Annotated in this window: 10 protein-coding genes and 1 pseudogene; 4 read left to right on the top strand and 7 right to left on the bottom strand. The window is 68.0% G+C overall.

All coding sequences use genetic code 11. The features are described from left to right. Positions 1-7: 7 nt before the first annotated feature. The 5 genes from IFT67_RS02070 to IFT67_RS02050 all read right to left on the bottom strand — a co-directional run bounded on the left by IFT67_RS02070 (position 8) and on the right by IFT67_RS02050 (position 4,436). Entirely contained in the window at positions 8-1,243 is a 1,236-nt protein-coding gene (locus tag IFT67_RS02070; protein WP_192144869.1) for a rhodanese-like domain-containing protein, read from the bottom strand. Beyond that, on the bottom strand, positions 1,240-1,854 hold the full coding sequence (locus IFT67_RS02065) for a cysteine dioxygenase family protein (RefSeq protein WP_192144868.1): 615 nt from the start codon (positions 1,852-1,854) through the stop codon (positions 1,240-1,242). The genes IFT67_RS02070 and IFT67_RS02065 overlap by 4 nt, the downstream gene beginning before the upstream one ends. After that, positions 1,854-2,609 (bottom strand): ABC transporter ATP-binding protein, encoded by a 756-nt coding sequence (locus IFT67_RS02060; protein WP_192144867.1) that lies wholly within the window; start codon positions 2,607-2,609, stop codon positions 1,854-1,856. Before IFT67_RS02060 ends, IFT67_RS02065 begins: the two co-directional genes overlap by 1 nt. Before the next feature lie 3 nt (positions 2,610-2,612). Further along, positions 2,613-3,413: an ABC transporter permease gene (locus IFT67_RS02055; protein WP_192144866.1), complete on the bottom strand. Its 801-nt coding sequence runs from the start codon at positions 3,411-3,413 to the stop codon at positions 2,613-2,615. Between the two features lie 177 nt (positions 3,414-3,590). Further along, a complete protein-coding gene (locus IFT67_RS02050; protein WP_192144865.1) occupies positions 3,591-4,436 on the bottom strand; it encodes a LysR substrate-binding domain-containing protein in 846 nt (281 codons plus the stop codon). Positions 4,437-4,643: 207 nt separating this feature from the next. On the opposite strand from IFT67_RS02050, the gene IFT67_RS02045 reads away from it, so the two are divergent. Genes IFT67_RS02045 through IFT67_RS02030 form a run of 4 tightly spaced genes read left to right on the top strand, consistent with a single transcriptional unit; the run spans position 4,644 to position 8,564 of the window. Continuing rightward, positions 4,644-5,810 (top strand): acyl-CoA dehydrogenase family protein, encoded by a 1,167-nt coding sequence (locus IFT67_RS02045; RefSeq protein ID WP_192144864.1) that lies wholly within the window; start codon positions 4,644-4,646, stop codon positions 5,808-5,810. Then, positions 5,807-6,745, top strand: coding sequence for an NAD(P)-dependent oxidoreductase (locus IFT67_RS02040; protein ID WP_192144863.1), 939 nt, complete (start codon positions 5,807-5,809; stop codon positions 6,743-6,745). The genes IFT67_RS02045 and IFT67_RS02040 overlap by 4 nt, the downstream gene beginning before the upstream one ends. Before the next feature lie 11 nt (positions 6,746-6,756). Continuing rightward, on the top strand, positions 6,757-7,593 hold the full coding sequence (locus IFT67_RS02035; RefSeq protein WP_192144862.1) for a class II aldolase/adducin family protein: 837 nt from the start codon (positions 6,757-6,759) through the stop codon (positions 7,591-7,593). Further along, positions 7,590-8,564, top strand: coding sequence for an ABC transporter substrate-binding protein (locus IFT67_RS02030; protein ID WP_192144861.1), 975 nt, complete (start codon positions 7,590-7,592; stop codon positions 8,562-8,564). Before IFT67_RS02035 ends, IFT67_RS02030 begins: the two co-directional genes overlap by 4 nt. A gap of 112 nt (positions 8,565-8,676) precedes the next feature. Here IFT67_RS02030 and IFT67_RS02025 read toward each other — a convergent pair. Beyond that, a pseudogene (locus tag IFT67_RS02025) lies at positions 8,677-9,624 on the bottom strand (lysylphosphatidylglycerol synthase transmembrane domain-containing protein). A 52-nt stretch (positions 9,625-9,676) separates the two neighbouring features. Beyond that, a complete protein-coding gene (gene mgtA, locus IFT67_RS02015; RefSeq protein WP_274602669.1) occupies positions 9,677-12,202 on the bottom strand; it encodes a magnesium-translocating P-type ATPase in 2,526 nt (841 codons plus the stop codon). Between the last annotated feature and the right edge of the window lie 21 nt (positions 12,203-12,223).

Genomic DNA, 12,223 nt, shown 5'->3' with positions numbered 1-12,223 from the left:
CGCGGGTTCAGATGACGTAGAAGCCGTGCGTGCCGTCGCGCGCGAGCTGGTCGACCAGGCCGTATTCCCAGTCGAGATAGGCCTGCATCGCGGCAGCGGCGTTGTCGGTGCCTTCGTAGGGGCGCTTGTACCGGTGCGCGGGGTCGCCCGGCGGGATGGTCGGGCCGGGACCGGTTTCGAGGTCTCCCCCAGTGCCATTGGCGAACCCGCCATCGAGCGCGAACACCTCCCAGCCGAGTTGCGCGAGCCACGACGCGGTCATGTCGGCTCGGGGGCCGATGTCGTCGGCAAGGACGATCCGCGCACCGCGAACCGGCGCGGCGATGTCGGTTTCCTGCACCAGCTGTCCGCCGGGATAGGACCGGAAGCCGGCAATGTGGCCGGCAGCGTATTCGTCGGGGCGGCGCACGTCGAAGCGGTAGAGCGTGCGGCTAGTGTCGCGTTCGAGCACCGCGAGCTCGGCGGGCGTCAGGCGTTTTACACCCGCGCGGTAGGCGACGGCGCGGGCGGTCGCGGCGGACTCGTCGCTGTGTCGTACTTCCGGCGCAGAACGGTCGCTGCCGTGCGCGAGCGACTGGCCGGCGAGCGTCCAGCCGATCGTACCGTTGCGCAGCGCGACGACGCGGTTGGGGATGCCGGCGTTGATCAGCGACTGCGTGCCGATGATGCTGCGCGTGCGGCCGGCGCAGTTGATGATGATTGTCGTGTCGGGATCGGGCACCGCCTCTGCGACGCGCAACACGAGTTCGGCGCCCGGCACGCTGGTCGAGCCGGGGATGTTCATCGTCGCATATTCCTCGAACCGGCGCGCATCGAGGATCGCGATGTCGGCCTTCTCCTCGATCAGCGCGGCGACGTCCTCGGCGGCGAGCCACGGCGTGTGTCGGCGCGCCTCGACCAGCTCGCCGAACGCCTTCGAGTAGGAGTTCACGTCCTCGAACACTTCGAAGCCTGCCGCGCGCCAGCTTGCGAGACCGCCTTCGAGGGTGGTGATTTGGGTGTAGCCGAGGGCGGTCAGCGCTTTGGTGGCGGCGGGGACATAGCCTTCGCCGTCGTCGTACAGGACGATCGGTACGTCCTTGCGCGGAAGGCGGATCGTCGCTTCCAGCTCGATGCGATCGAAGGCGAGATTGGCGGCGAACAGCGGGTGCCCGGTCGCGAACGCGGCTTCGTGACGAACGTCGAGCAGCGCGATTTCATGCCCGAGCAGCAGCGCGGTGCGGATTTCGGTGGGGGTAGTCAAAGCGTTGCTCCCGAACGGTCCCAGAGGTTCGGCAGCACGGCGTTGGCATAGCCCGACACGAACCGCTTCGGGGTGCCCGCTGCATCATAGGTGGCGCGTTCGACAGCACCGATGTTGCTGCCGTAGAGGTGGATGCTGATCGATACGCAGTCGTCGAACGCGTTCGATACGCGGTGGATGTCGCCGACCGAGGGTGAGACGGCCTCGACTTCGCCGGCTTCGAGACGCTCGATCGCGCCGACTGCGTGCAACCCGCCGTCCGGGTAGCGCGCGAACCGTTCGGAGAGTTCGGCGCCGCGCAGCACGCCGACCAGGCCCCAGACGCGGTGATCGTGGATCGGCGTTGCCTGTCCCGGTCCCCAGACGAAGCTGACGACGGAAAAGCGTTCGCGGCTGTCGCAGTGGAGGAGGTATTGCGAGTAACGATCCGGGTTTGGCGCTGCGTAGGCGTCCGGCAGCCAGTCGTCGTGCGCGACCAGCCTGCCCAGCGCCGTGCTGCCTTCCTCGAGCAGCGAGCGTTCGTCGCGGGTGCGGTCGAGCAGCGTGCCGATGCCGGTGACGAAGTCGCGCAAGCGGTCGAGGCGTGGGCGGTCTTGTACGAGGCTCGCCATCATTCGGCCTTCACGAAGGGCAGGGGCTCGTCGCGTTCGACGCCGAGCGATCCCAGCAACCGCTCGCGCAATGCCGCCGCGATACCGGTACGTTGTCCGCGCGGGACCGAAATGCGTTCCTCGACGACGATCCGCCCGGCATCGAGCACCAGCACCCGGTCGGCCAGCGCGATCGCCTCGTCGACGTCGTGCGTCACCAGCAGCACGGCCGGCTTGTGCGCGCGCCACAGCGCCATCACGAGGCCATGCATTTTCACCCGAGTCAGCGCGTCGAGTGCTGCAAACGGCTCGTCGAGCAGCAGCAGTTTCGGTTCGCGGACCAGCGCGCGGGCGAGCGCCACACGTTGCGCCTCGCCGCCGGACAGCGTCAGCGGCCAGACGTCGAGCCGGTGGCCGAGACCGACTTCACGCAGCGCCGCCTCTGCACGGTCGCGTACGTCCGCGCCCTTCAGTCCGAGCCCGACATTGCGCCACACGCGCTTCCACGGCAGCAACCGCGCATCCTGGAAGACGACGGCGCGCGACGTCGGTATCGTCACGTCCTGTGCATCGGCTGCATCGAGTCCCGCGAGCGTCCGCAGCAACGTCGTCTTGCCCGACCCCGAACGGCCGAGCAGCGCGACGAACTCGCCTTGCGCTATCTCGAGATGGAGATTGTCGAGGACGGTGTTCGTGCCGAAGCTGCGCGAGAACCGCGAGAGCTTGACGACGGGGCGGACGGGCTGCGGCATCGGGATGATGTGCGAGATGGTCATGGTTCAGGCCTCCACGAGCTTGGGGCGCCACGCGAGCGCACGGTCTTCGATCAGGCGCACCGACTGGTCGGCGGCGAGGCCGAGCCCGGCATAGACGAGCAGGCAGACGACGATGATGTCGGTCCGCATGAAATCGCGCGCGTTGTTGATCAGGAAGCCGAGACCCGCCGAAGCGTTGATCTGTTCGGCGACGACCAGGATCAGCACCGCGACCGAGAAGGCGTAGCGCAGCCCGACCAGCAGTTGCGGTAGTGCGGCGGGGAGGACGATGTCGGTGACGATCTGCGCGCGCGACAGGCCGAAGCTACGCCCCGCGTCGATCAGCCGGACATCGACTCCGCGGATGCCGTTGTAGAGATTGAGATAGACCGGAAACAGCGTCGCGAACGCGATCAGCGCTATCTTGGGGGTCTCGCCGATCCCGAACCAGACGATGAACAGTGGCGACAGCGCGAGCGCGGGCAATGTCCGCAGCATTTGCACGGGAGAGTCGACCGCCGCTTCGCCCTCGCGAGTGAGGCCGGCGACCAGGGCGAGGACGATGCCGAGGCTCACGCCGATCACGAGGCCCGCCGCCGCGCGACCGAGCGATACGGCGAGGTTGGCGGGCAATTCGCCCGACACGATCATGCCCCACAGCGTGTCCAGCACCTGCGAAGGCGCGGCCAATGTACGGGTGGGGATCAAACCAACCCGGGACGCCGCTTCCCAGGCCAGCATGAGCGCTATCGGCGATACCCAGCGGCTACGCTGGAGCCTGCTCTGCCATGATCGGCTGGTGGATCGTTGGGACGTCTTCGCCATGGACAGCCTTTCGGACGCTCGTTTTTCCGGAGCGCCTTCAATGCGTCTTCAATTCCCATTCGTTCAATAGAGAATGACTTGCTAGCCTTATGAGCGTTGCAAATACGAGCCTAAAACCGCCTCGATCTCAGCAGGTTAGGGGAACGGGAAAGAAAGCCTTTGCGGCCGTGAAGAGCGTCAATCTGCGCTGGCGGATTCGACGATCGAACGAAGGACGACGTCGTGGAGCCGGTCGAGTACCGGATGTCGCGTGTCGTTGATGTGCAGGACATAGGCGACGCGGGGCAGCGCGGGGAGCCCGTCGTGGATTTCCGGATCGAGCCCCATCAAGGCGTCGGTTCGACAGGTTATACCGATCCCGCCGGTCACCGCCGCGCGCAGGGCGGACAGACTCGGCGTCTCCAGGACGATCCGGTAGGGCCTGCCCGCCGCCTCCAGCGCGGCGATCGCGGCATCGCGGAACCGGCATGGCTTCTGGAGCACCGCCAAGGGCAAGATCGCCGCGGATATCAGGCGTGGATTGCCGAGCCAGTGCATGTCGGCGGTCGCGACGGCGGCCTTGTCGGTGTCCTCGCCGATGCACAGGACGATGTCGAGGCGGTCGGTCGCGAGCAGATCGAGCAGTTCGGCCGACCCTGCGACGCGAACGTCGAGCGAGGCGTCGGGGTTGCTGACCGAGAACACCGACAAGACGCCGGACAACAACGTCTCCGCGAAATCCTGGACGAAGCCGATCCGCGCGGGGCCGGCGAGGCTGCCGTCGCCAAGCGCCGCCAAAGCACCGTCGTTGACCGCAAGCAGGTCGCGCGCGTGCGGCAGGAACCGTTCGCCCTGCACCGAGAGGACGAGCCTGCGTCCCTCCCGCCGGAACAGCGCGACCTGGAGCAGTTCTTCCAGCCGTTTCATCTGCAGGCTGAGCGCGGACTGGCTGACGAACACGCGGTCCGCGGCACGGAGCATCGAGCCGGCATCGACGATCGCGACGAAGCTGCGCACGACGTCGGTGGGAATGTTGACGGCCATGATCGGTCCTAGAAGCCAGGCTCATATGCGTTAGCAGACAATCTACATTGATTCGATGGGAAATGAAGCGCTCCTTGCTGCGGGAAGGAGCGCAGCATTGGTATATCCTAATCCTGGACCCGGATCGCAGCACGGCGGCCACGCGCCGCGCTCGACCGATCGTCTTCACTTGAAGCCTGTCGACGGCCTGATCGACATGGTCCTGCGATGAGTGCGCAACTCCTCTCGATTGCGCCGCAGGGGCCGACGCTTGATCTCGATGCAATCCTGCCGGGCGTGACGGCCGCGTTCGCTGCAACCGCTGCACAGCATGACCGCGCCGGCACGCTGCCGGTCGAGAATTTCGCGCTTCTGCACCGTCACGGCCTGCTCGCGCTGACCGCGCCGCGTCGGCTTGGCGGTGGTGGTGGCGATCTGGCGGAGGCGCGGCGCGTGATCTCGGCGGTCGCGCGCGGCGAACCGGCAACCGCGCTCGTCCTGACGATGCAGTATCTGTTCCATGCCGGGCTCGACGATCGGTCCGGTTTCTCTGAGGCGCTGAAGACGCGTGTCGTCGGCGAGGCGTTGCGCGATGGTGCGCTGATCAATGCGCTGCGGGTAGAGCCGGACCTGGGCACGCCGGCGCGGGGCGGCCTTCCCGGCACGATCGCGCGGCGCACGGCCGAGGGCTGGCGGCTCGATGGGCGGAAGATCTTTTCGACCGGCTCGACCGCGCTGACGTGGATGGTGGTCTGGGCGCGTTCGGACGATGCCGAGCCGCTGGTCGGCGGCTGGCTGGTACGCGCCGATACGCCGGGCATCCGGATCGAGGAGAGCTGGGATCATCTCGGGCTGCGCGCGAGTGCCAGCCACGACGTCGTGTTCGAGGACGTTCTGGTGCCGTTCGATCAGGCGCTGGAGCCCAGGCCGGTCGGCAAGCAGCCGCCCTATTCCGCTGCGTTCGCCAACTGGTCCGCGGTGCTGACGTCGGCGATCTATGATGCCGTCTCACGGAATGCGCGCGACTGGCTGGTCGGCTGGCTGATCGATCGCAAGCCGACCAATCTCGGTGCGTCGTTGTCGACCTTGCCGCGGTTCCAGGAGGTGATCGGGACGATCGACGGGTTGTTGTTGCAGAACCGGTTGCTGCTCGATGCCGGTACGTCGGGTGCGACGAGCGGGCTTGAGGCGGGGCTGGTCAAGCACCTCGTCACCGAGAACGCGATCGCCGCGGTCGAGAAGGCGATCGCAGTCACCGGGAATGCCGGGCTGACGCGGCATAATCCGCTCGAGCGGCATCTGCGCGATGTGCTGTGCGGTCGCATCCATACGCCGCAGGGCGATGTCGTGCTGGGCAGCACCGGTCGCGCGGCGTTTGCGGAGCGTGGGGCGTGACGCGTGTCCAGGTCGCCAGCCAGCTACCGGCGCTCTTCAACGACGCCTTTGCAGCCTCGACGCAGGCGGCGGAGATCGTCAGCATCGCACCCGGATCGGCCGGGCTCGCGCATGGCCCGCAAGTGCTGATCGCCGCGCCGTTCCGACGGCCGGGCGATGCGTTTCCAGTGCGACCCGGGGGCTGGCCGTTCGATCTGCGCTGGATCCAGCTCGTCTCGGTCGGCATCGATTTCTACCCGGACTGGCTGTTCGAGGGGCCGGTCGTCACCACCGCACGCGGGGCGTCGGCGATCGCGCTGGCGGAGTTCGCGCTCGCGGCGATCCTGGCCGAGGCGAAACATCTCCCCGACATCTGGATCCGTGATCGGAAAGACTGGGTGGCCAAGCCGCTCGCGACCGTTGCCGGCACCACGCTCGGGCTGATCGGGTTCGGGGCGATCGGCGAGGCGCTCGCCCCGCGCGCTCAGGCGCTGGGGATGCGGGTGATCGCCACGCGCCGCTCGGACCTGCCGCTCGCAGCGGGTGTCGAGCGTGCCGATCCCGCGACGATCTTCGCGCAGGCCGACCACGTCGTTCTCGCTGCGCCGGCGACCGCGCAGACCGAGCGGATGATCGATGCGAAACTCCTGTCGCTGGCCAAGCCGAACCTGCACCTGATCAACATCGCGCGCGGTATCCTGATCGACGACGATGCGTTGCTCGCCGCGCTCGACGAAGGGCGGGTCGGGCGCGCGACGCTCGACGTCACCTACCCGGAGCCGCTGACCGCCGGGCACCGCTTCTACACGCATCCCCGCGTCCGCCTGTCGCCGCATACCAGCGTCCACACGACCGAGACGCGGCGCAATCTTTCGCTGAGTTTCGCCGCCAATCTCGATCGCTTCCGCCGCGGGCAACCGCTCGACGGCGTGGTCGATCGCGCCCGCGGCTATTGAGGAGACCGACGATGACCAACCCGCTTCCCCTGCGGCGCAAGGAGCAGGCCGAGACTGCGATCGTCGAGGCGCTGTTGCCCGAGTTCGGGTCGTCCGTGATCCCGGTCCACGCCGATCCCGCGGTCGAGCGGCTGTATCGCAAACAGCGCCTCGCCGCCGCGTACCGGCTGTTCGGGCGCAACGGCTACGACATGGGCGGCGCGGGGCACATCACGGTGCGCGATCCCGAATGGCCCGATCACTTCTGGGTCAATCCGTTCGGCGTGCATTTCGGCCGGATCAAGGTGTCGCACCTGATGCTGGTCAGTCACGACGGCGTGGTCGTCGAGCCGCCCAAGGGCGTGCCCCCGCGCCTAAACCGCGCGGCGTTCGCGATCCATTCGGAGTTGCACAAGGCCCGGCCCGACGTGATCGCGGCGGCGCATTCGCATTCCTTGTACGGCAAGGCATGGTCGTCGCTCGGGCGGCTGCTCGATCCGCTGACGCAGGATTCCGCCGCCTTCTACGACGATCACGCGCTGTTCGAGGAGTATAGCGGGGTCGTGCTCGATGCGAGCGAGGGCGAGAAGATCGCGCGCACATTGGGCCACCGCAAGGCGGTCATCCTCCAGAACCACGGCATCCTGACGGTCGGTCATTCGGTCGAGGCGGCGGTCTGGCGATATCTCGCGATGGAGAATGCGTGCCAGGCACAGTTGCTGGCCGAAGCTGCGGGCACGACCAAGCCGATGAGCGACGCGGTCGCGCGGCACACCGCGTCGCAGGTCGGCACGGAGGTCGGCGCGTTGTGGGCGTTCCAGCCCTATTGGGACGTGATCGTCTCGCAAGAGCCGGACCTGCTCGATTGAGCCCGCTGGTTTCCCGCCGCGCGGTGATCGGCGGCGCGCTTGCCCTGTCGGCGTGCGGACGCGGAGGTTCCAAACCGGTCGCGCTGAAGGACGTGACGCTGCGCGTCGCCACCTACAAAGGCCAGATCGACTCGTTCTTCGCGCAGGCCGGCGAAGCCGCGCCGCCCTATACGGTGAGCAAGGCGCTGTTCGCGGGCGGCAACCAGATCGTCGAGGCGATCAACGCCGGCGCGGTCGACTTCGGCGGGATGAGCGAGATACCGCCGATCTTCGCCGCCGCCGCGGACCCGCTGTTCCGGCTGATCGCGGTGCAGCAGTACGACGTCAACAATCAGGTCGTGCTGGTGCCGGGCGGTTCGACCATCCGCGATGCGGCGGGTCTGCGCGGCAAGCGCGTCGGGTATGTCCGTGCGACGACCTCGCATTACATCCTGCTGCGCCTGCTCGACGAAGTCGGGCTGACGTTCGCGGACGTCGTGCCGATCGCGCTGTCGCCCTCGGACGGACTGACCGCGTTCCAGCAGGGACGGCTCGACGCATGGGTGATCTACGGCGTGCAGGGCAGCCTCGCCCGGTCGACCGGCGCGCGCGTGCTCGCCACCGGCAAGGGGAGGCTGTCGGGTAATTACGTCGTCGCGGCGTCGACCGCAGCGCTCGCCGACCCGCTACGGCGTGAGGCTATCGGCGACTATCTCGGCAAGATCGCGCGGACCTTCGCATGGTCGGTGGCCAACCCCGCGGCCTGGGCGACAGCGCTTGCCAAGGATACCGGGGTACCCGAAGCGATCTGGCTCCAGCAGTTTCGGGAGCGCAGTTCCGATCCGCGCATAGTGCCCGTCACCGATGCGGCGATCGCCTCGCAGCAACAGGTTGCGGACCGGTTCGCGACGGCAAAGGTCATTCCGACGAAGGTGGATGTGCGGCCGCTCTGGTCGACTGTCTTGAATGCCCGGATCGGTCAAATCTACTGAACTTGGTCGGGGCGATCGCTTGACGGGGGAAGTGATGCACCATTGCCGCCGAAGCGGGCGACGGACCCAACCGGCGCGAATACGGGCTATCGCGCGTGCTGTGTGGGGATCGTCACCGCCCAGGTGATCGTTGGCGAAGCGATGTGTCGGCGAGTGCGGATCTGATCAGTACCAGACCGGGTAAGAGCGGCAGCCATACCGTGAAGACCCGCAGCAGCAAGGTCGCTGTGAGCGCTGCTTCGACGGGGACGTCCATCAATGTCAGCATACCGGTCGATCCCGCCTCGAACGTACCGAGACCGAGCGGGATCGGACCGAGCGTCGCCAGCATCGACGCGGTCATGACCGCGACGAATGCGACGGCGAAGCCGACCGGGTGACCGAGCGCGAGGAAGCACACCGTGAGGCTGGCGGCGTCGGCGAGAAAGATCAGGCTGTTCACCGCAGCGACGCGCGTGATGAGCTGGCGGTCGACCAGCAGGCGCTTCGGTGCCTCGCCGACGATCGCCACGAGCGTCCGGATGGACGCAAATCGAACGAATGCCGGCGAGAACGGACGTCGCCCGCGTCGCCTGATCCACAGCGCCAGTCCCGGTATCGCCGTCGCGACGACGAGAAAGATCGCGACGAAACCGGCGATCCAGATCGAGGCGAGCCCCTTGATCCATACCAGCACGAGCATCGCCAGCGCCAAGACGCCGTACGCCGCATAGAAGCCGATCATCGCAACGAGCAGTGCGGCGACGGCATGGCCTCAATGGACGCCCAGCGCGGTGAGGCGATCGACGAGGTAAAGGTTGCCGCCCATACCCGCGACCGGGATGACCTGGTCGGCGAAGAGTTTTCCGACCGCGATCGGATAGAGCTTGCGGAACGGTTGCGGCTGACGGGCTTCGGCCAGCACGAACGCCCAGCCGGCCGCGACGCTCGCATAGGTGGTTGCCTGTAGCACCACCGCGACGAGCAGCCAGCCGGGTCGAGCATCGCCGAGCATCATCGCGAATGCGTGCAGGTCGCCGATCCGCAACACGGCGGCGACGACGATCGCGATCACCGCGATGCCGAGCAGCCAGCCGGCATGGCGTAAGCCCCGCGCCAGATGTTTGCCATCGTCATCCAGCGCGACCGCGGCCGTGGCGCCGGGGTTGCGCAGGGCGATGGTCGAACAGGAACGTCTTCAGGAGTTCGGCCAGCACCAGATAGGCCAGCGTGAGGCCTGCCAAGCTGCCCATTACCGCGAGCGGCGGCGCGACGAAGCCGAACCAGCCGCCGATCGGCGTGAACGGCAGCACCATCGCCACGAGCAGCGCACCGAGCGACGACAGCGCGAGCGCCGGGCGCGGCAGGTCCGCCCACGGGCGACCGTTGGTGCGGATGACGAAGATCACCAGGATCTGCGTCGCCATCGATTCCAGGAACCACGCGGTGCGAAATTCCGGCGCGGCGACGTGGAAGATCAGCGACAGCCCCGCGAACGTCAGCAGGTCGAACGCCGACGACAACGGACCCATGACGGCGGCGAAGCGGATCAGCGCGGGCATGCTCCACACCTGCGGCCTTGCGACGGCTTCGGGCCGGACGCCGTCGAACGGAATGCCGATCTCCGACACGTCGTAGAGCAGGTTGTTGAGGAGGATCTGCGTCGGCAGCATCGGCAGGAAGGGCAGGAACAGCGACGCTGCCGCCATCGACAGCATGTTGCCGAAGTTCGAACTGGCCCCCATCCGGACGTATTTGAGGATGTTCGCAAACGTCCGCCGGCCCTCCTCGACGCCGTCCGCCACCACGCCGAGATCGCTGTCGAGCATGATCATGTCCGCCGACGCCTGCGCGACGCTGGCGGCGCCTGCGACCGACAGGCCGATATCGGCAAGCTTCAGCGCGGGCGCGTCGTTGATCCCGTCGCCGAGATAGCCGACGATCGCACCGTCCGCCTGCAACGCGCGTACCAACCGCGCCTTCTGGTCGGGCGCGAGCCGGCCATAGGCGTCGACCTCGCGAACTTGCACCGCCAGCGCGTCGTCGCCGAGCCGCGCGATGTCGGCGCCGGACAGCACGCGGGACGTAGCAAGGCCGACCAGTCCGGCAAGGCGCGCGACCACCACGGGATCGTCGCCCGACAGGATCTTCAGCCGGATCCCCGCCGCCTGCAGCCGCGCGACGGCGGCGGGCGCGGTGTCCTTCGGTGGATCGGCGAATGCGCAGAGGCCGGCGTAGACGAGGTTCGTTTCGTCCTCCGGCGTCGGCGGGCGAGCCGGGCCGGTCCAGGATCGCGAGGCGATCGCGATCGCGCGAAGACCCTGTTCGGCAAGCGTGCGGACCTGCGCGAGGACGGCTGCCCGGTCCGCGTCGGTCAACGTGACGCATCCCGCGAGCACGGCTTCGGGCGCGCCCTTGGTGATCAGGATGATGCCGTCGGTTCCGCTCGCCAGCACCGTCCCGAGCCGCCGGTCGAAGTCGAACACGCTCTGCGCGGCCAGCGCCCAACCCTTCGCGGCGTCCGGCGATGCGGTCACCAGGGCCGTATCGAGCGCGCCACGATCGCCGCCGAGCGCCGCCGCGATAGCGCCGAGCCGTGCGGCTTCCGGATCGTCTTGGCCTGCGCGGTCGATGCTCTGCGCGAGGCTGATCTGCGCGGACGTGAGCGTACCGGTCTTGTCGGTGCACAGGATCGTCATCGCGCCGAGATCGTGGATCGATGCGAGCCGCTTCACGATCACCTTGCGCTTCGCCATCCGCATCGCGCCGCGCGACAGCGTGACGGTGGTGATCATCGGCAACAGCTCCGGCGTCAGCCCGACCGCGAGCGCGACCGCGAACAGCAGCGACTGGAGCAACGGCCGACCGAGGAAGATGCTCGCGGTCAGCACGACGACGACCAGCGCCAGCGTCAACCGGGTCGTCAGCAGGCCATAGGCATGGAGGTCGCGCTCGAACGGGGAGGGGGCGGCGTCGGTCGCCAGCGCCGCCGCCGCCGAACCGAACAGCGTCGCCCGCCCGGTGCCGACGACCAGCGCGGTCGCGGTACCAGTCTGCGCGATCGCCCCGCGGAACAGCGCGTTCGAGGCTTCGGCCGCGGTGGTCGCCGTGACGATGCCGGCGCGCTTGTCGACCGGATAGGGTTCGCCGGTCAGCGCGGCTTCGTTGGCGGTGAAGGCTGTGCTGTCGAGGATCAGCGCGTCCGCGGGAATGATGTCGCCCGCGCGAACCTCGACGATGTCGCCCGGCACCACCCCCTCGACCGCAACCGCGACGAACGCGCCGTCACGAAGCACGCGCGCGGAAACGGCGACGGACTGACGCAGGATCGCCGCGGCATGAACCGCCTGTCCCTCCTGATAGGTGTCGAGCAGGATCGAAAAGCCGAGGATCACGACGATGATCGACCCGCCGACCGCATCGCCGGTCGCGGCCGATACGAGTCCCGCGGCCAGCAGGATGAGCGAGAGCGGTTCGAGCAGGCGTCGCGCCATCGCGCGTGCCGGGCCGGTGCGGGCTTCGGCGCTGTCGCTGTTAGGGCCATAACGCGTGAGGCGCGCCGACGCCTCGACCGCGGTTAGGCCGCTCATGGTGGCGCCGAGTTCCGCGAACAGCGCGGCGGCCGTCCGGGTCCAGAAGGGCGGTGAATCCCGAGTCAGCGGACGCGCTCGGTCAGGATC

This window comes from Sphingomonas sp. CFBP 13728 (genome assembly GCF_014841895.1).
Taxonomy (GTDB): Bacteria; Pseudomonadota; Alphaproteobacteria; order Sphingomonadales; family Sphingomonadaceae; genus Sphingomonas.
This window is presented reverse-complemented; position numbering and strand designations above follow the sequence as displayed.